We start from the raw sequence: 17,672 nt of genomic DNA on the forward strand, positions 1-17,672 counted from the left end.
TGTTCCCAGCATTTAAGCTGAAGTCAGGCGGAAATTCCACTTATCCTAGCTGTGCAGATTTCCCGAGCCAGCTCTCTCCTATCGAGACGCATGGTCTGGGTGCGCGGGGATTCAACCTTTATGACGGTACGCTGAACCATGCCGAATTCCAGAGCATCACAACCTTTGGTGATGGCGCAATCGGGGTCCAGCTGTCAAAGCCGTTTGGTACCATCACGGTTGATGGGGATATAAGGACGAAAGGCGGGGAAGGGGAGAGCCTCGTACGCGGAAAAGTAGTTCATCTCAAAGCCCATGCGTTCAGCTTAAAGCCAGGAGCGAGCGGCAAGGAGTTCAAGGTGTTGGGGCAGGCAATTGCGGAGAACGAGACCGTTGCCGACTTTGATTTTGAAGCACCGGTGGACGTGATTCAACGCTGCGAGATAGCCGGGAAGAAGCTAGGGGCGTCTTGAGCGTTTGTTGCCAGACTTAAGCGCGGATACGGAAGTTCTGACTTGTGGGTGCTTTAAAACGTTGAGTCTATCAACGCATCTTGCTGCTTGCTTGTATGGGTGAGATTGTTTGCGGCAATCGGGCGCTCCGAGATAAACTTATAAGTTCGCGTTTAAATTGAAGCCAGCTGTCAACTCGACTGACACATTAATCATCTTATAAATTATAAATAAAATTTGTCTTCTCAACTTACGGTGCTCTCCGTTGGCCGCGGAGGTGCTCAGCCGCCGGTGCAAGCGATCGGCTCAGCCAGGCCTATGGTCCATGAGAGTCGACCATCTACTATCGCCAGTGTCTGCTGGCCGTCGGAATAGGTCGTTCCATCGGTCCCTTGGGAGGGCAGGTCGATGGCGGGTTTGCCGTTGATAGATACCGAAGCGCTCTCTCCGAGGAGACGAACAGCCAGATGAGTGCCGTCTTTGCACACGTAATCGCTAACAGGGTGGGGATTACCTCCGCCTATCGACGCGCCTGACGCGGAATTCACCAGGCTGATAAGTAACACCACACTGGTTGCTGCGGCTGAAATCTTTTTTTGCATGGCTATTCTCCCAAGAAATGCCCATACCACTATGGTCGCAAACTTAATAGCATCGTAATATTTATTGGCGATTAGTATTCTATACCGTAACAATAATATTGGAAGTCAAAAAGAAACGGGGCACCTTTAAGATGGTTACGATATTTGCGCTCTCCGTCCAAATGTCTCTCCTTGCGTTTGCTGCATTAGGGGGAGCGTTTTTTCTGTTTGGGCGCCTGATGCTGCATATATTTGCAAAATATGCCGAACGTGACCCTCTATCGATACCAGTCGGAGCATTTGTCGCTACAGTGGCGACGGCTTGGGCGCTTGCACTCGGATTTGTCGCGGCTGACATATGGGCCATTACCGCAAAAGCAAATCAAGCCACACGCGATGAACGCTCCGCGATCATTCGATTGATTGGAATTGCCGATTCTCCAGAAATCGATGCACCTCCTCTGCGAGAGGTATTGATCCGCTACAGGAACGCTGTCGTAGACGATGAATGGGTGAAGAACATAAACCTGCAGCCGGCTGGCTCGGTCGAAAAGTCCCTGCAGGACATCCGCGACGTGATATTGAAAATGAGCAAAGAAAATATTCCAGGTCCCGTAATTTCGTATTTATTAAGCGATCTTGATATTCTGCAAGATGCCAGAAGCATGAGGCTTTCTATCGGAACGACGTCTGTTGATACCTACAGATGGTATTTGGTTATTTCTCTCACTATCATGACAGTAATTGCGATTTCTTCGACACATTCAGACAGAGTTCGTGCCGGAGTTGTGGCTCTGCTTATATACACGGTCAGCGCAACTTTATGTCTGTGGATACTGGCGATTCATGCAAATCCATATCAGGGAATTGCTAAAATCGAGCCCACGATTTTAATGTCATCCCATTGACCGGTTCGTAAGTGGTCGCGGTAACAAAGTTAGTGGTGTGATCGGGACATTTATGTGCATTGACACGCGTTAAAAAGCTTTAACCAAAAGTAGATTATCCGTGCATTCCTGCCGTCTAAATACGACACCTGCCGTATATCATTGCGTTTCAGCGAAGCCTAATACTCCTGCCATTGGACCATGGGGAGGAGCCATTATGTCGTCGCTGGACTTATGGATACCGTTTGCTGTTGCGACGTTGACATTTGCTTGCGTGCCAGGGCCAGCAATACTTTACATGACCGCGCAAACCCTTGCGCACGGTCGCAATGCTGGCCTGATGGCGGCTCTTGGTGTTCATCTGGGATGTTACGTGCATATCGTTGCTGCCACGATAGGCCTTGCATCGTTGATGGAACACGCACCGATCATCTACGCAATTATAAGGTTTGCCGGTGCCGGATATCTGATCTGGTCGGGGTTCGCCCTATTCTTTAATTGGAATAGAGAAGGCGATCAATCCGGAAGTCCGGTATCAAAAACGTTTCGCGACAGTATCGTGGTTGAAGTTCTCAACCCGAAGACAGCGCTGTTCTTCCTAACTTTTCTGCCGCAATTCGTGCAGCCGGCGACCGAAATTCCGCTCTGGCTTCAGTTCCTTGTGTTGGGCATCGTCGTAAACTTGATTTTCTCAACTGCCGACGTTGCAGCTGTCGCTATTGCATCTCTCGCCTTCGGACACTTCCACAGTAACAAGATGGGTTGGATGGTGCCAAAGGCGTGTGGCACGATACTGGTGGGGCTGGGTGCGGCTCTCGTCAGCCATCATTTTTAGTGCAGGCATGTCGTGGACGCGGCGGAAGTTAGAGGTTGTGGTTTATAGACTGATGATAAGAGAGAGGCATTGCGCTCAACCAAACTGGAGCACTTAGACTCAACGAATGTGCTTTGTTTGCGCTCAGTGGTCCGCGATGGGTTGCCGCGTTGTAATGCCACTTTATGGCTGGCCATCGCTTGATTTTGCTGCGATATATCCAAATGAAAGGCGATTTGGATGGTCCAGAAGCAAGTCATTAAAGCGAACCTGTCGGAACAGATTTATCGCAATCTGCGCCTCTCTCTCATGGAGGGTGAATATCGTCCGGGGGAGCGTCTCACGATTAGCGGTGTGGCCGAACTTTACGGTACATCGATTACGCCGGTGCGCGAAGCTATCATGCGTTTGGCCTCGGAGCAGGCCCTGAATTTTGTTGCCGCCACCTCGGTCGCGGTGCCTGTTTTGACGCCGCGCGATCTGCGCGAGATTGTGGCTATTCGCAACAATCTGGAAGGTATGGCGGCCTACCGCGTCGGCCAAACTGCTACAGGTGAGATTGTAGAAGAATTCGAGAAGCTCAATGCGAGTTTCACCGCAGCGGCGGCACAGGACCCACGCGAGGCCGCTCAGACAAATCGTGAGTTTCACTTTCTGATTTTGCGCCGCGCCGAGCTGCCCTATGTCGAAACGATTTGCGAAAACATGTGGACACTGATGGGGCCGTTCCTGCGTACATTTCACGAGGAAATGCCAGTCAGGCAATTGTCCGGCGAAGATCATCAGCATTTCCGCTTCATCGAGGCTTTGCGTCGCAACGATCCTGACGCCGCGCGCAATGCAATGCAGGCTGATATTCAATGGGCGAATGAACTCGTCGCCCGGATAGAAGAAAAGAACAGCGAGAACGCTCGCTGAGTGCTGTTGTGCCGCGCCTCGCGATTAACGAGGCACGGCCTTTATCATGCGATGGAATAGCCGCCGTCCACCGGGAGTAGCGCTCCATTGATATAACGCGCGGCAGGTGAGATGAGAAAGCCGATCACCTCCGCGATTTCCTCCGGCTCCGCCCAGCGTCCAAGCGGAATACGTGCTGTGATAGCTGGCCCGCGCGATGGATCGTTTTTAGCGCCTGCTCCCATCCGCGTGTTTACCCACCCCGGAGCAATGGCGTTGCAGCGTATTCCCTCACGTCCCCACGCGACGGCAAGGGAACGCGTCAGTGCAACGATGCCGCCCTTGGATGCGGCATAAGCGGGCGCGTTGGCCGAACCGAACCAGCTCCACATGGATGCGATGTTGACGATGCTGCCTTTTGCGGCCAGCAACTTTTCCCGCGCTGCGGTCGCTGCTGCCAGAGAGGCGGTGAGATTGACCTCAAGCACCTTATGGAATTCAGCTGCCTGCCATTCGCGCGCCTGCCGAATGATACCAGCGCAATTGATGAGCGCATCAATTCGTTCGGCACTGTTCATCAACCGGTCAAGATCATCGGTATTGGTCACATCCGTTTGGATGAACTCAAGCCCCTCGGGCAGGGGCTCTTCCTTGTCCATGCCGCCAGCGATCACCCGCCAGCCCTGCGACAGCAGAAATCTGCTTGTGGCCAGGCCGATACCAGTGCCGCCGCCTGTGATGACTGCCGTTTTCATGCCATTTGACCTTTGCGAATGAAGGATTCCGCGACTTCGTGAATACCGGCCCCATCAAGCTTATAATGTGCGTAAAGATGCGTCGGCGGAGCGATCAACGCGTATTCGTCATAAATGCCATGGCGCTTCAGGCGCACGCCCTTGCCCTCGTCGGCAATCACTTCTGCCACAGCCGAGCCGAGGCCCCCGAGCACATTGTGTTCTTCCACCGTCATGATGCAGCGGGATCGTTCTGCGGCTTCAAGAACGGCATCGCGGTCCATCGGCTTGATCGAAGCCATGTCGATGACACCGACCGAATGACCAGCAGCGTTGAGTGCGACTGCTGCTTCCAGCGCAGCATGAACGGTAATGCCGCAGGCGATAATTGTCAGCTCGTCCCCGAGAGAGTGAACATGCGCCTTGCCGAACTGGAAATTCGCGCCGTCACTATAAACCACCGGATCGCGACCGCGCCCGATACGGAAATAGATCGGCTGATCCCAATCGGCTGAAGCTCGGATTGCGGCTTCCAACTGTGCCCCATCGGACGGCGAAACCACGGCCAGATCGGCGATGGAACGCATCGTTCCGATATCTTCCGTCGCATGATGCGAGGTGCCGTAGAAGCCCAGCGAAATACCCGTATGATGGCCGACCAGCCGCACCGGCTGCGCGGAATAGGCGACATCCATGCGGATTTGTTCGCAGGTCAGAAGTCCGAGAAAGGATGCGAAAGTCGCCACAAAGGGCGTAACGCCGCAGGTGGCGATCCCTGCTGCGACAGAAACCATGTTCTGCTCGGAGATGCCGAATGAAATATATCGGTCGGGATGGGCGGCGGCAAAACGGTTCAAACCATTGGAATATTGAAGGTCGGCGGAGCCGGCGACTACATTATGCCCCGCTTCGACGAGTTGCATCAGGCCATTTGAAAGGTGGTCGAGGCCGGGATTGACCATATTCAGGCCGCGATACTGCCAGGAATTAGGGGATTTAGGGCTGCTCATATCAGATTACCTTCGATTTGATTTCGGCTACGGCTGCGTCTGCGTCCTCGGTGTCCAGCCAGCCCAAATGCCAGCCCGGTTCGGTTTCCATGTAGGAAACGCCTTTGCCTTTCACTGTTTTGGAAATCACCACGACGGGGCGCTCGCGGGTGTCGTCTGCGCGCAAGCGGCGCAACAATTCCGTGACAGCGGTCACGTCATGACCGTCGACTTCATGGACTTCCCAGCCAAAAGCCGACCATTTCTGGTCAAGCGGCTCGATGTTCATCACGTCGTCCACTTTGCCGTCGAGCTGGTAGCCGTTGCGATCGACAATGGCGATAAGATTGCTCATCCGGTTCTGGGCTGCAAAGAGTGCCGCCTCCCAGACCTGACCTTCCTGCATTTCGCCATCGCCCATCATGCAGAAGACCTTGTAGGATTTGCCGGTCCAGCGCTGCGCGAGGGCGATGCCGATAGCATTCGATAGCGCGTGACCGATAGAGCCGGACGAAAAGTCCACGCCTGGAACCTTGCGCATGTCCGGGTGATCGCCGAGCGGACTGCCGAGCCGCGTGTAATCATCGAGCCATTCTTTGGGGAAAAAGCCGAGATCCGCATAAATCGGAAACAGGCCAACGGCTGCGTGGCCCTTGCCAATCGTGAACCGGTCGCGTTCGTCCCAATGCGGCTCGCCATGACGCAGGTTCATCACGTCGTAATAAAGCGCTGCGAAGGCTTCTGCCGCCGAGAAGACAGAGGTGTAGTGACCGGTCTTTGCAATATCGATCAGTCGGATGGTTTCCAGTCGAATGAACTGCGCGCGCTCGCGCAGAAATGAAACCGTTTTCTCATCGGGCATATAGCTGTTCGCGCCGGGCGATGCTCCAGCGGATGACATTCCGACGGGCGATGGCAGGGTCATATTCTTCTCCATGGGTGGCATATGCGCCGCAAGGGCCAATCCTGAAAGCGGGCGTCATGTTTGCGTCAAGGCGGCTCCTTCCGACCAGACGAAAATATGTATATTGACTCTTTGAGGATACATCAAGCATCATATATGATATGTAATCGCGAAAATTCGGCGGGGCGGGAGGAACGCAAATGATAATTTTTGGATCACCATCGCGCTATGTGCAGGGTGCTGGAGCTCTGAAAGAGCTTGGTCCCGAACTTGTTCGACTGGGCGGAGATGCAGTTCTGGTCGCTGACCCCGTGCTGTGGGAACAGTACGGAGACATGATCGAGCAATCGTTTCGCAACCAGCAGATCACAGTCGCGGTGTTGATGTTTGGCGGTGATTGCACCGAGGCCGAAATCACCAGGTTACATGATGCGCTCGCCGGCGTGCCTTCTGTCGTTGCGGCAGCTGGCGGCGGCAAATGCATCGATGCGGGCAAAGCCTTGGCGCATCGCTTGAACGCCAAAGTCGTAACAGTGCCAAGCATCGCATCGACGGATGCGCCGACCTCGCACAATTATGTCATGTATGACGATGCCCATCGCATGGTGGGCGTCAGCAAACTCCCGCGTAATCCCGAGCTTGTTCTGGCCGATACGGCGGTTATCGCGAAAGCTCCGAAGCAATTTTTCCTGGCTGGAATAGGCGACGCGATCGGGAAAATCCATGAAGTAAGATGCTGCGCCAATGCGCAGGGCAAGAACATCTTCGGTGGCAGTTCCGCCTGGACAGCTGTGGTTCTGGCCGAAGCGTGCCACGCAATATTGCTGGAACATGCCGAGGCCGCACTCGCCGCATTAGACAGGAAAACACCGACGCCCGCGCTGGAGCGCGTCGTGGAAGCGACAATCCTGATGAGTGGCCTTGCTTTTGAAAGCGGGGGCTTGTCCGTCGCGCATTCGATGACGCGTGGGCTGACCGCAGTATCGCCTTTCGCGGAAAAAATGCATGGCCTTCAGGTTGCCTATGCAAATGTCGTTCAGATGCACGCCCAAGGGGCGCAGACGCCTGAGATCGATGCCTTTGTTGCCTTTTCCCGTCGTGTCGGCCTGCCAGCCACCTTGATCGAACTCGGTGGACGCGCTGCGGCTGACGACGAGATCGGAGAAATCGTCAGCAGAACGATGACTGCGCCGCACATCGGCCATCTGCCGCGTCCGTTGGATGCGGATGGGCTTGAGGCGTCAATACGGTGGGTCGAGTCCCGTTATACGGCAGCCTGAGAGAGCAATGGACATGCCTGCTCCCCATAAAGCCGCACAGGACGTGGCGAGAGTATCAGTCTTTCACATGTGCCAACAGTCCGGCGCCACCGCCTTCAATATCCATGTTCAGCGCTTCATAGGCGGCGTCGGGATCTCTGGCGCGGATGGCTTTCACAATGCGCACATGCGGATGCGGATCCCAGTTCAGCGGTACGCCGCCATCATAGAGATGAGAGAGCAGGGGCCCGCAGCGGACCCAAAGATTGGATACCATTTCATGCGTGACCGGCAGGCCCGCAATCTCACAAAGTTTCAGGTGAAATTTGGTGTTCAGCCCGATGGCGGTAGGAAAGTCATCGGCATCCTGGGCTGCACTCAGCTTATTATGAATAGCCTCAAGCGCATCGACTGCCTCTGGGCTGGCATTGAGCGCGGCTTCACGCGCAGCGTTTCCTTCGAGAAAACCGCGCACTTTACGAACTTCAATCAGCGTCGCACGGGTGAGGTGAGGCACGGAAATACGGCCACGTCCATCGATCTCAAGCGCATGCTCGGCGACAAGCCGAAACAGCGCTTCGCGCATCGGCGTGGCGCTGATTCCGAAGCTTCTGGAGATCGGACGCAACGGCAGGTCTTCGCCCGGCTTGAGTCGGCCCTCCATAAGCGCCTCACGCAGATTGGTATAGGCAAGCTCGCTAAGGTTTTGTCTTTGAATGGGTTTTATCCATTCGGTCGCTGTAGCTTCTACCATTCATCACCCCTTTGATCGGCAATCTTGCGGTTCTCAATTGACTCAGTGTTATAACATGTGGCTTATAACATATATAGACATGGCGCGATACGGTTGAGGAGCCGGTGCGCCGGAGGAGGATTTAATGCTAGCCTTGCGCAAGCGTCTACCCGCTCCGGGTGCGGAGTTGGTAGAATGCGATCGAATTGAGGCCCTCTCCACGGGAGAGATTGCCGTTAAAGTTCATGCTGCGGGCATCTGCGGCAGCGATCTCCATGCGCATGCATGGGAGCCAGCTTACGGCTTCATGGAATCCTTTCTGCCGCTTACCCTCGGACATGAATTTACGGGGATCGTGACTGGCCTCGGCGCTAGCGTGAGTCAGCTTGCCATCGGCGATGCCGTTGTGTGCTGTCCAACCGTTGCTTGCGGAAAATGCAAATCCTGCCGCAGCAGTCGCCCCGGCAGTTGTGAATCGCGCCGCGTGATTGGTCTCCATCGGGATGGTGGCTTCGCGGAAGAGGTGCGTATCCCCGCTAAAAATGCGCTGTTGCTGCCCAATGCAATGCCGCTGGACGTGGCCGCACTTACAGAACCACTGGCGGTATCGATCAATGCCGTCAATGTCAGCGAAGTCTTGCCTGGAGATCGGGTGCTGGTATTGGGACCCGGTCCGATCGGAATGGGCGTCGCGATTGTCGCCAAAGCGCGCGGCGCGAAGGTGATGCTTGCTGGTTATGATGATGATGCACGCCTCGAGCTGGCGCGTGCCATGGGCATCGAAGCTTGTGTGGACCTGAAGCATGTGAATTTGGCGGATGCTGTGACGAGCCACTTCGAGGGCGGGCTCGATATCGTTTTCGAAGCAACCGGGCGCGCTGAAAGTGTGGCTTCCGGATTGACCCAGCTTCGTTCTGGCGGTGTTCTGGTGGTTGTCGGTATCCATGCCGAACCACTCACTCTTGATCTCAATGTGCTGGTGCGCGGCAAAAAGCAATTGCGCGGCAGCCACGACGCCACACCGGAAGCCTTCGCTGAAGCCGTTGAGCGTCTCGCTGCGGAGCCTGAGCTTTATACCCGCATGATCACCCATCGTTTGTCTTTGGCTGACGCCGAAGAAGGATTTGCGCTCGCCCGAAAGCGGGCCGCGCTCAAAGTGATGCTGTTTCCCGAAGGAAATCCCAATGTCTGATATGACGACGCTTTCCGTTGTAGCTGCCCGTCCGGGTGGCCCTGAAGTTCTCGAACTTGTTGCGCGTGAGTTGCCCGCCCTGAAGCCCGGCGAGATGCGCGTACAAGTGCATGCGGCAGGCGTCAATCGGCCCGATGCCATGCAGCGTGCCGGTAACTATCCACCACCGCCCGGTGTGACTGACGTTTTGGGGCTGGAACTGTCGGGCGTGGTCCTTGAGACGGCGAATGACGTCACGCGTTTCCGCGTGGGTGACCGCATCATGGCGCTGGTGGCCGGTGGCGCTTATGCTGAAGAAGCCGTGGTGCAGGCGGATGTCTGCATACCGGTGCCAGCCGGTCTGTCGATGATTGAGGCGGCAGGTATTCCCGAAACCTACTTCACGGTTTGGAGCAACCTTTTCCAGCGTGCTCGCCTTCAGCCCGGCGAAACGGTGCTCCTGCATGGCGGCACGTCCGGTATCGGCGTGACCGCGACATTGCTGGCCAAGGCCATCGGCGCACGCATGATCACCACATGCGGTTCGGACGACAAGTGCCGTGCATCCGAAGCTCTGGGCGCGGTGGCCTCAATCAATTATCGCACAACCGATTTCGTTGAGGCCGGCCGGGCATTGACTGAGGGGCGTGGACCAGAAGTGATCGTCGATATGGTCGGCGGCAGCTACATGCAGCGCAATCTGCAATTGGTGGCCGAGGATGGACGCATTGCGCAAATCGCCTTCCAGCAAGGATCGCAGGCCCAGATGGACATGGGACCTTTGCTCTTCAAGCGCCTCACGCTGAGCGGTTCGACGCTCCGCGCGCGCCCGCTGGCGATGAAGGCGGCATTGACCCGCGCGGTGGAGACCGAGGTCTTGCCGTTGATCCTCGACAAGGGGGCTCGTCCCGTCATCGATTCCGTATTCAACCTTGCCGATGTGCGTGAAGCCCATGCCCATCTCGAAGCCTCAGCGCATACCGGCAAGATTGTTCTTAAAACGACTGCCTGCGGCGAGGAGTAAGCGCAGATGCTAGATGTTCAACGACGTTCCAATCGTACCGGCGCTCATATCTTGGCAGGCGCGTTGCAGCGCCATGGTGTTACCCGTGTCTTCGGACAGTCGATCCCTTCAGCGTTCTTTCTTGCCGCGCCTGATTTCGGCATTACGCAGGTCGGCTACCGTACGGAAAATGCGGGTGCGGCCATGGCCGATGCTTATGCCCGCGTCTCTGGGCAAGTTGCGGTCGTAACCGCTCAGAACGGTCCGGCAGCAACCTTGCTGGTTCCGGGCCTCGCCGAAGCACTCAAGGCTTCTATTCCGGTTGTGGCAATTGTTCAGGATGTCCATCGCCAGTTTACCGACAAGAACGCTTTTCAGGAGCTGGATCATCTGGCGCTCTTTGACGGAGCAGCCAAATGGGTTCGTCGCGTCAGCGAGATTTCGCGTATCGAAGACTATGTCGATATGGCCTTTACGGCTGCGACGACCGGTCGTGCAGGCCCGGCTGTTCTTCTGGTTCCGCTCGATGTTCTCGATGAACTGGACGACGGTGCATTAAAGACTGCACGTCAGGCTTCTCTTGGCCATTACCCTCTTGATCCGGTTGCGCCAGATCCGGCACGTGTCAGCGAAGCTGCGGCGCTGCTTGCGTCCGCACGTCACCCTTTGGTTATTGCTGGCGGCGGCGTGCACAGTGCGCGCGGCTATGAAGCTCTGTCTGCGCTGCAGGCTCTCGGTTTCCCTGTCGCGACCACGGTGATGGGCAAGGGTGCAATCGACGAAACCAATCCGCTTTCGCTTGGCGTGGTGGGATATTTCATGGGGCCTGGCGCGCGTGCGGGTCAGCTCGCGCCGATGGTGCAGGACGCAGATGTCATATTGCTGGTCGGCAATCGCACCAATCAGAACGGCACCGACAGCTGGCAGCTTTATCCCAAAGACGCGCGCTATATCCAGATCGATATTGATGGCACAGAGGTTGGCCGCAACTACGAGGCGCTACGCCTTGTCGGCGATGCGCGTCTTGGGCTCGAAGCCCTTGTTGCAGCCCTGAAGCTGCAGGACCTGTCTGTTCGCGAGGCGCAGCGCTCGGCCACTGAGACACGCATTCGCGATGGCTTGAAGGACGGCGCAAAACTGCGCGAGACCAAGGCGGGTTCGGATGCGACACCACTGCGGCCCGAACGGATTGTCGCGGAAATCGACCGTCTGTTTACGCCCGATTCCATTGTCGTGGCGGACGCGTCCTATTCCTCGATCTGGGTTGCCGATGGTGTGACCATCCGCTCCGGCGGACAACGGGTCATCACGCCACGGGGCCTGGCCGGTTTGGGCTGGGGACTACCGTTTGCGCTGGGCGCAAAGGCAGCTCGCCCGCAGTCGCCGGTTATTTGCCTGACGGGCGACGGTGGTTTCGCGCATGTCTGGGCCGAGATCGAAACCTCCAAGCGGATGAACCTGCCAGTCGTGGTTGTTGTGCTCAACAATCAGATTCTGGGTTACCAGAAACATGCGGAACTCAGCCTCTTTGGTGCATATACCGATGTCGTGCATTTCCAGCCGGTCGACCATGCGGCAATTGCGCAAGCCTGCGGTGTCAATGGCATCCGGGTAGAGCGCGCTGATCAACTTGCCGCTGCACTTGAGACGGCTCTTCGTTCCAATGTTCTGACTGTCATTGACGTCGTCACCGACGAACGCGCTTACCCGCCTGTCACCAGTTTCACCGGAAAACAAGCACTCGACTATTAATTCTTCAGGGAGAGAGAGAATGAAACTATCCAAACTGCTTATGAGTGCGTCGCTCGGCATCGCACTTTCCTCGACCGCGCTGTCTGCGGCTTTCGCCGATGTGAAGATCGGTTCACTCTATCCGATCAGCGGCCCTCTCGCTCTTCTGGGCGAAGAAAGCGCGCGTGGTCTTGAGCTTGCCGTTGAGGAAGTCAACGCAGCTGGTGGCATCAAGGGCGAAAAGATTGTGCTGGAGCGCGGTGATGCTGTTGATAACAACCAGGCCACTGGCGAAGCGCGCCGCCTGATTTCGCTTTCAGGCGTCAAGGCTATCTTCGGCACCTATTCGTCGGCTCGCGTTATTGCCGCTTCGCAGGTCAGCGAACTTGCAGGCGTTCCTTATTTCGAACTCGGCGCCGTTGCCGATGAAGTGACGGGACGTGGCCTGCAATATCTGTTCCGCACCAATCCGACCGCTGAAAACATGGGTAAGGATTCGGTCGATATGCTGGTCAAGAGCATCGCGCCGGGTCTCGGCAAGGATGCGAAGGATCTGAAGATCGGCATCATCTACGAAGATTCGTCTTACGGCACCTCGGTTGCGGGCCATCAGGAAGCAAACTCTAAGGCTGCCGGTCTGAATGTCGTGCTGAAGTCGGGTTACCCGTCCAATACCGTCGACATGTCCTCTCTGGTTCTGGAACTGCGTGAAAAGGGCGTCGATGTTGTCATGCAGACCTCCTATCAGAACGACTCTGTTCTGTTTCTTCAGCAGGCCAATGAGACGGGCTACAAACCGCTGGCCGTTATCGGTGGCGGTGGCGGTTATTCCATGCAGCCGACTGCCGATGCAGTGGGGCATGACGTGATTGAGGGCGTTTACGACGTCGACTTCACGCAATATGCGGTCAATACCGAGGCGACGCCGGGCCTGACCAAGTTTGTTGAGGCTTACAAGGCCAAGTATGGTTCGGAACCGCGTTCGGGCCATTCGCTCAACAACTATGTCGGTGCGAAGGCAGTCTTCCAGGCGCTCAATGCGGGCGAAGGTCTTGAACCGGACCAGATCGTCAGTGCGGCCAAGGCACTGGATATTCCCGATGGTCAGACAGCTGCTGGCTACGGCGTGAAGTTCGGCAAGAATAACCAGAACGAGCGTGCCAGCATGATGGGCATGCAGTGGCAGGACGGCAAGCTCGTCACTGTCTATCCGGAAAATGCCGCCGTCGCGAAGATGCGCTTTAACAAATGATCGTGCAAGGGCGACCACAGGTGCTGAACCTGTGATCGCCCCCGCTCGTGGAGCATGCTATGACGACCTTTCTACAAATCCTATTGAACGGCCTCTTGCTTGGTGGACTGTTCGCAATTGTCGCCATCGGCCTGACGCTGATTTTCGGCATCGTCAAAGTCGTGAACTTTGCCCATGGGGAATTCCTCATGGCAGGCATGTTCGTGACATGGATGATCACAACGAGGCTGGGACTCCATCCCTATGCCGCAGTGATCATTGTTGTACCCATGATGTTTCTATTGGGTGCGTTGACCCAGAGGCTGCTGATACAGCCGCTGATGTCGGCCGAGGACGACCATGTCCAGATTTTCGCCACCGTCGGTCTCTCCACGGCAATGATCAATCTCGCGCTGCTGATTTTCGGCGCGGACATCGCCAACACACCCAATTTCGGCCTGCGTGCACCAATCGAGATCGGTTCCTTACGCATTTTGACGGGGCAGGTTTACATTTTCCTGGCGGCCATAGCGCTGGTGATCGTTCTGCAACTGTTTCTCAAGAAAAGTCAGACCGGTCGCGCCATTCGCGCCGTCGCCCAGCATCGCGTCGCTGCTGAGTTGATGGGCGTCAATGTATCACGCATCTACATTCTCAGTTTCGGCCTGGGGGCAGCCTGTGTCGGCTTCGCTGCTGTGTTGATTGCGCCCCTTTATCCGACCTCATCCAACATCGGCACCTATTTCGTGCTGACGGCCTTTGTGGTTGTCGTGCTCGGCGGTCTTGGTTCAATTCCGGGTGCGTTTTTCGGCGCGCTGATTATCGGCGTTATCGATGCGATGTCGGGTTACTACATCGGTTCCGATCTGCGGGAGGCCGTCGTATTCGGCATATTCCTGCTGATCCTCATTCTCAAGCCATCCGGTCTGTTCGGCAAGCGGCTCACCCTTTCGCACCTGTCCTGAGGAAAATTCATGAGCATCAGTGAAACTCTAAGCGGGACTGGCACGAAAAAAACCAGATTGGGCTGGGGCCCAATCGCCTTCTTCGGCGTTCTGGCCCTGCTGCTGCTTCTGCCGCTGGCGATCAACAACGCCTTCGTCTCGCATATCTTCATCACGATCTGCCTGTTTGCCGCGCTGTCCACCGCGTGGAATCTCGTCGGCGGCTTCGCCGGTCAGATGTCGCTCGGCCATGCCGTCTTCTATGGTATCGGCGGCTATACGGGCGTAATCCTGTTCAATCTGGGGATCAGCCCCTGGTTCAGCATGTTTGTGGGCGCGCTGATTGCAGCGCTGGTCGGCATGCTGATTTCCTATCCGTGTTTCCGTCTCAAGGGTCCGTTCTATTCTCTGGCCTCTATCGCGTTTCTTGAAGTGTTCCGCGTGCTTTCACTGCATTTCGGTTCGCTTACGGGCGGTGCAACAGGTCTGATGATCGAATTGCGTCTCGGCTGGACGTGGATGGTGTTCCGCGAACGCTGGCCGTCACTGCTGATCGTCTTCGGCATGCTTCTGGTAACGCTGCTCGTTACCTGGGCCGTGCGCCGTTCGCGTCTGGGCTTTTACCTTGTCGCAACCCGTGAACGTGAATCTGCCGCGCGTGCGGCAGGTGTTCGTACCGTTCGTGTACGCCTGATTGCAGTTGCGATCTCGTCGGCCCTTTGCGCAATGCTCGGTACATTCCATGCAATGTATCTGACCTTCATCGAACCGGCGGCCATGTTCTCGCTCGCCTTCTCGATCCAGATTGCCATGTTCGCCCTTATCGGCGGTCTTGGCACTGTCGCGGGTCCGCTGCTTGGCGCAGCGCTTCTGGTGCCAATCACTGAATGGGCACGTGCGTCGCTCGGTGCTTCTGCGCTCGGGCTGCACGGCTTCGTCTATGGTCTGGTGTTGATCCTCGTCGTTCTCTTCATGCCGAATGGCATCATGGGCGCGCTCAAGCGTTTCACCCGCAAACCGACAGCGACTGACAGCAAGGATGCAGCGCCTGCGACCGAAACGGGACCCATCATTGCGCCCGCAACCGCAACTGCAGCGCCGTCTCCCGACCGTTCCGGCATCGGACAGGACATTCTGCGCGTCGAAAACCTCAACAAGCATTTCGGTGGCCTTCATGTTACCCGCAATGTCAGCTTCTCATTGCGTGAAGGCGAGGTTCTTGGTCTGATCGGCCCGAATGGTGCAGGCAAAACCACGCTCTTCAATATGATTTCCGGCTTCATGAGCCCGGATGAGGGCAAGGTGAGTATGCGGGGTCCCGATGGCGAGTTCCATACGCCCAACAATCCCGCCGATTTTGCAGCGCTTGGTCTTGGCCGCACGTTCCAGATCGTCCAGCCCTTTGCGGCTATGACCGTTGAGGAAAACATCATGGTCGGCGCGTTCTATCGTCATCATGAAGAAAAAGACGCCCGCGAAGCGGCCCGCCAGACTGCTTGGCGTATGGGACTTGGCCCGTTGCTTAACGCAGAAGCGCGTGGCCTCACGATCGGTGGTTTGAAACGACTGGAAGTCGCCCGCGTCATGGCAATGGAACCGCGCGTTCTTCTGCTGGACGAAGTGATGGCTGGCATCAATCAGACCGACGTGCGTCGCGCCATTGATCTGATGTTGTCCATCCGCGACTCCGGCGTTTCGATCATCGCAATCGAACACGTGATGCAGGCTGTCATGTCGTTGTCGGATCGGGTGATCGTTCTTGCCTCGGGCGAGGTCATTGCACAGGGACGTCCGCAGGATGTCGTGCGCGATCCTCAAGTTGTGGAAGCCTATCTGGGCAAGGAGTTTGCACATGCTCACGCTTGAACATGTTGATGCCGGTTACGGCCCGACCACCATCCTGCAAGATGTCAGCCTTGATGTGAAGGAAGGGGAGATTGTAACGATTGTCGGCGCGAATGGCGCCGGCAAGACGACGACGCTGCGCACAATCGTCGGCCAGATCCAGCCCCGCGCTGGCAAGATCACTTTCATGGGCGAGGATATAACACGGCTACCGGCGCATGAAGTTGTGGATCGTGGCATCATTCTGGTGCCGGAAGGGCGTCAGCTTTTTCCTGATATGACGGTGCGCGAAAATCTCCAGATGGGAACCTATCGCAAGGCTGCCCGCGCCTCGCAGCAAAGCCGTCTGGAAGAAGTTCTGGAACTTTTTCCCCGTGTTAAGGAGCGTCTGGAGCAGACCGCGTCGTCGCTTTCCGGCGGCGAGCAGCAAATGGTGGCTATTGCGCGCGGCATGATGGCAAATCCGCGCATCCTGATGTTCGACGAACCATCGCTCGGACTGGCGCCGATTGTCGTGTCGCAGGTTTTCGATGTGGTGCGCCAGATCGCGGCGACAGGAACCACCGTGCTGATTGTCGAACAAAACGTCTTCACGACGCTGAAAGTCGCCAATCGCGGTTACGTGCTCGAAAACGGACAGGTGGTTCTGGCCGATAGTTCGGAAGCACTTCTGAATAACGATCACGTTCGTCGCGCTTATCTTGGAATCTAAAAATGCAACTCACTGAAATTACGCCCGAAACGATCCGCCGCCGTCCATCGCATGAAGGTCGCAACGTCTTGGTGACGGGAGCCGCGCGCGGCATTGGTCGCGCAATCGCCCAGGCCTTTGTCGAGCGTCATGCGACGGTCGGTATCTGCGATCTCAATCCGCAAGATGTTGCTCGCGCCTGCGATGAACTGAATGCACTCGGTTTGGGACGTGCGGTTGCGGTCGCCTGCGATGTGTCGGACTATGATGCGCTCGTCGCAGCAATCGACGCGACGGGATTGGCTTTCGATACCGTGATCAACAATGCCGGTATTTCTCCCAAGCACGATGGCGTTGCGCACAAGGTCTGGCAGATGGCGCCCGACGAGTGGCGGCGGGTTGTCGATGTCAATCTGACGGGAACCTTCAACACTATTCGCGCCCTGACCCCAGCGATGGTGGAAGCCCGCCGTGGTTGGATCGTGAACACGTCGTCGGTAGCGGGGAAGACCTATTCGCCGATTGTAGCCTGCCATTATGCCGCGACGAAGTCGGCTATTATTGGCTTTACCAAACATCTGGCCGCCGAACTCGGGCCATTTTCAATCCGCGTGAACGCACTTGCTCCCGGGCGCATCGCAACGCCGATGGTCGCGGGCGTGGCTCCGGAGGTCAATGCCGAACAGGTCAAGCTGACGCCGATGGCGCGTCTTGGCGAACCGGCAGAAGTGGCGGATGTCGCTCTTTGGCTCACTTCAACTGAATCCAGCTTCGTTACCGGCCAGACAATCGATGTGGCTGGTGGGCTCTATATGACGTGAGGTGTC

At 56.5% G+C, this 17,672-nt stretch carries 18 protein-coding genes; 13 read left to right on the top strand and 5 right to left on the bottom strand.

Annotated features, from left to right (window positions below):
* A partial coding sequence (locus tag HWD97_RS19820; RefSeq protein WP_371835470.1) for a hypothetical protein occupies positions 1-452 on the top strand: 452 nt, incomplete at its 5' end.
* 260 nt (positions 453-712) lie between these two features.
* On the opposite strand, the gene HWD97_RS19825 is transcribed toward HWD97_RS19820, so the two are convergent.
* Positions 713-1,033: a hypothetical protein gene (locus tag HWD97_RS19825; RefSeq protein ID WP_109366221.1), complete on the bottom strand. Its 321-nt coding sequence runs from the start codon at positions 1,031-1,033 to the stop codon at positions 713-715.
* Between the two features lie 131 nt (positions 1,034-1,164).
* Between HWD97_RS19825 and HWD97_RS19830 the strand changes: the two genes are divergently transcribed.
* From HWD97_RS19830 to HWD97_RS19840, 3 genes are all read left to right on the top strand, one after another.
* Positions 1,165-1,920 (top strand): DUF4239 domain-containing protein, encoded by a 756-nt coding sequence (locus HWD97_RS19830; RefSeq protein WP_109366220.1) that lies wholly within the window; start codon positions 1,165-1,167, stop codon positions 1,918-1,920.
* Between the two features lie 196 nt (positions 1,921-2,116).
* Complete coding sequence (locus HWD97_RS19835; protein ID WP_109366219.1) at positions 2,117-2,734, top strand: LysE family translocator; 618 nt, start codon at positions 2,117-2,119, stop codon at positions 2,732-2,734.
* Between the two features lie 219 nt (positions 2,735-2,953).
* A complete protein-coding gene (locus HWD97_RS19840) occupies positions 2,954-3,631 on the top strand; it encodes a GntR family transcriptional regulator (RefSeq protein WP_109366218.1) in 678 nt (225 codons plus the stop codon).
* A 44-nt stretch (positions 3,632-3,675) separates the two neighbouring features.
* Here the strand turns inward: HWD97_RS19840 and HWD97_RS19845 are convergent, their stop codons facing one another.
* The 3 genes from HWD97_RS19845 to HWD97_RS19855 are packed head-to-tail and all read right to left on the bottom strand — an operon-like array spanning position 3,676 to position 6,258.
* Positions 3,676-4,365 (bottom strand): SDR family NAD(P)-dependent oxidoreductase, encoded by a 690-nt coding sequence (locus tag HWD97_RS19845; RefSeq protein ID WP_109366217.1) that lies wholly within the window; start codon positions 4,363-4,365, stop codon positions 3,676-3,678.
* Positions 4,362-5,354 carry a transketolase family protein gene (locus HWD97_RS19850; RefSeq protein WP_109366216.1) on the bottom strand — a complete coding sequence of 331 codons (993 nt, stop codon included), beginning with the start codon at positions 5,352-5,354 and terminating at the stop codon, positions 4,362-4,364. Before HWD97_RS19850 ends, HWD97_RS19845 begins: the two co-directional genes overlap by 4 nt.
* Position 5,355: 1 nt before the next feature.
* Positions 5,356-6,258, bottom strand: a complete 903-nt coding sequence (locus tag HWD97_RS19855; RefSeq protein WP_319080296.1) for a transketolase — start codon at positions 6,256-6,258, stop codon at positions 5,356-5,358.
* A 179-nt stretch (positions 6,259-6,437) separates the two neighbouring features.
* On the opposite strand from HWD97_RS19855, the gene HWD97_RS19860 reads away from it, so the two are divergent.
* Positions 6,438-7,517: a glycerol dehydrogenase gene (locus HWD97_RS19860; protein ID WP_109366215.1), complete on the top strand. Its 1,080-nt coding sequence runs from the start codon at positions 6,438-6,440 to the stop codon at positions 7,515-7,517.
* Positions 7,518-7,572: 55 nt separating this feature from the next.
* Here the strand turns inward: HWD97_RS19860 and HWD97_RS19865 are convergent, their stop codons facing one another.
* Positions 7,573-8,250, bottom strand: a complete 678-nt coding sequence (locus HWD97_RS19865) for a GntR family transcriptional regulator (protein WP_109366214.1) — start codon at positions 8,248-8,250, stop codon at positions 7,573-7,575.
* Positions 8,251-8,374: 124 nt separating this feature from the next.
* On the opposite strand from HWD97_RS19865, the gene HWD97_RS19870 reads away from it, so the two are divergent.
* Genes HWD97_RS19870 through fabG form a run of 8 tightly spaced genes read left to right on the top strand, consistent with a single transcriptional unit; the run spans position 8,375 to position 17,666 of the window.
* On the top strand, positions 8,375-9,421 hold the full coding sequence (locus HWD97_RS19870) for a zinc-binding dehydrogenase (protein ID WP_124915351.1): 1,047 nt from the start codon (positions 8,375-8,377) through the stop codon (positions 9,419-9,421).
* Positions 9,414-10,424: an NAD(P)H-quinone oxidoreductase gene (locus tag HWD97_RS19875; protein WP_124915352.1), complete on the top strand. Its 1,011-nt coding sequence runs from the start codon at positions 9,414-9,416 to the stop codon at positions 10,422-10,424. Before HWD97_RS19870 ends, HWD97_RS19875 begins: the two co-directional genes overlap by 8 nt.
* Before the next feature lie 6 nt (positions 10,425-10,430).
* Positions 10,431-12,155 (top strand): acetolactate synthase catalytic subunit, encoded by a 1,725-nt coding sequence (locus tag HWD97_RS19880; protein ID WP_109366211.1) that lies wholly within the window; start codon positions 10,431-10,433, stop codon positions 12,153-12,155.
* 19 nt (positions 12,156-12,174) lie between these two features.
* On the top strand, positions 12,175-13,386 hold the full coding sequence (locus HWD97_RS19885; RefSeq protein WP_109366210.1) for an ABC transporter substrate-binding protein: 1,212 nt from the start codon (positions 12,175-12,177) through the stop codon (positions 13,384-13,386).
* 59 nt (positions 13,387-13,445) lie between these two features.
* Positions 13,446-14,330 (top strand): branched-chain amino acid ABC transporter permease, encoded by an 885-nt coding sequence (locus tag HWD97_RS19890; RefSeq protein WP_371835471.1) that lies wholly within the window; start codon positions 13,446-13,448, stop codon positions 14,328-14,330.
* Positions 14,331-14,339: 9 nt separating this feature from the next.
* Positions 14,340-16,175 carry an ATP-binding cassette domain-containing protein gene (locus HWD97_RS19895; RefSeq protein WP_124915354.1) on the top strand — a complete coding sequence of 612 codons (1,836 nt, stop codon included), beginning with the start codon at positions 14,340-14,342 and terminating at the stop codon, positions 16,173-16,175.
* Positions 16,162-16,866 (top strand): ABC transporter ATP-binding protein, encoded by a 705-nt coding sequence (locus HWD97_RS19900; protein ID WP_109366209.1) that lies wholly within the window; start codon positions 16,162-16,164, stop codon positions 16,864-16,866. Before HWD97_RS19895 ends, HWD97_RS19900 begins: the two co-directional genes overlap by 14 nt.
* A 2-nt stretch (positions 16,867-16,868) precedes the next feature.
* The gene (fabG, locus tag HWD97_RS19905) at positions 16,869-17,666 is read left to right on the top strand and encodes a 3-oxoacyl-ACP reductase FabG (RefSeq protein ID WP_109366208.1); all 798 of its coding nucleotides are present in this window, start codon (positions 16,869-16,871) and stop codon (positions 17,664-17,666) included.
* The last annotated feature ends 6 nt before the right edge of the window (positions 17,667-17,672 follow it).

The organism is Ochrobactrum sp. C6C9 (assembly GCF_022627935.1).
GTDB lineage: Bacteria > Pseudomonadota > Alphaproteobacteria > Rhizobiales > Rhizobiaceae > Brucella > Brucella teleogrylli.

Bases quoted from the DNA above. Each gene is read 5' to 3' on its own strand.
- HWD97_RS19825 (WP_109366221.1), bottom strand. From the start codon at position 1,033: ATGCAAAAAAAGATTTCAGCCGCAGCAACCAGTGTGGTGTTACTTATC.
- HWD97_RS19830 (WP_109366220.1), top strand. From the start codon at position 1,165: ATGGTTACGATATTTGCGCTCTCCGTCCAAATGTCTCTCCTTGCGTTT.
- HWD97_RS19835 (WP_109366219.1), top strand. From the start codon at position 2,117: ATGTCGTCGCTGGACTTATGGATACCGTTTGCTGTTGCGACGTTGACA.
- HWD97_RS19840 (WP_109366218.1), top strand. From the start codon at position 2,954: ATGGTCCAGAAGCAAGTCATTAAAGCGAACCTGTCGGAACAGATTTAT.
- HWD97_RS19845 (WP_109366217.1), bottom strand. From the start codon at position 4,365: ATGAAAACGGCAGTCATCACAGGCGGCGGCACTGGTATCGGCCTGGCC.
- HWD97_RS19850 (WP_109366216.1), bottom strand. From the start codon at position 5,354: ATGAGCAGCCCTAAATCCCCTAATTCCTGGCAGTATCGCGGCCTGAAT.
- HWD97_RS19855 (WP_319080296.1), bottom strand. From the start codon at position 6,258: ATGACCCTGCCATCGCCCGTCGGAATGTCATCCGCTGGAGCATCGCCC.
- HWD97_RS19860 (WP_109366215.1), top strand. From the start codon at position 6,438: ATGATAATTTTTGGATCACCATCGCGCTATGTGCAGGGTGCTGGAGCT.
- HWD97_RS19865 (WP_109366214.1), bottom strand. From the start codon at position 8,250: ATGGTAGAAGCTACAGCGACCGAATGGATAAAACCCATTCAAAGACAA.
- HWD97_RS19870 (WP_124915351.1), top strand. From the start codon at position 8,375: ATGCTAGCCTTGCGCAAGCGTCTACCCGCTCCGGGTGCGGAGTTGGTA.
- HWD97_RS19875 (WP_124915352.1), top strand. From the start codon at position 9,414: ATGTCTGATATGACGACGCTTTCCGTTGTAGCTGCCCGTCCGGGTGGC.
- HWD97_RS19880 (WP_109366211.1), top strand. From the start codon at position 10,431: ATGCTAGATGTTCAACGACGTTCCAATCGTACCGGCGCTCATATCTTG.
- HWD97_RS19885 (WP_109366210.1), top strand. From the start codon at position 12,175: ATGAAACTATCCAAACTGCTTATGAGTGCGTCGCTCGGCATCGCACTT.
- HWD97_RS19890 (WP_371835471.1), top strand. From the start codon at position 13,446: ATGACGACCTTTCTACAAATCCTATTGAACGGCCTCTTGCTTGGTGGA.
- HWD97_RS19895 (WP_124915354.1), top strand. From the start codon at position 14,340: ATGAGCATCAGTGAAACTCTAAGCGGGACTGGCACGAAAAAAACCAGA.
- HWD97_RS19900 (WP_109366209.1), top strand. From the start codon at position 16,162: ATGCTCACGCTTGAACATGTTGATGCCGGTTACGGCCCGACCACCATC.
- fabG (WP_109366208.1), top strand. From the start codon at position 16,869: ATGCAACTCACTGAAATTACGCCCGAAACGATCCGCCGCCGTCCATCG.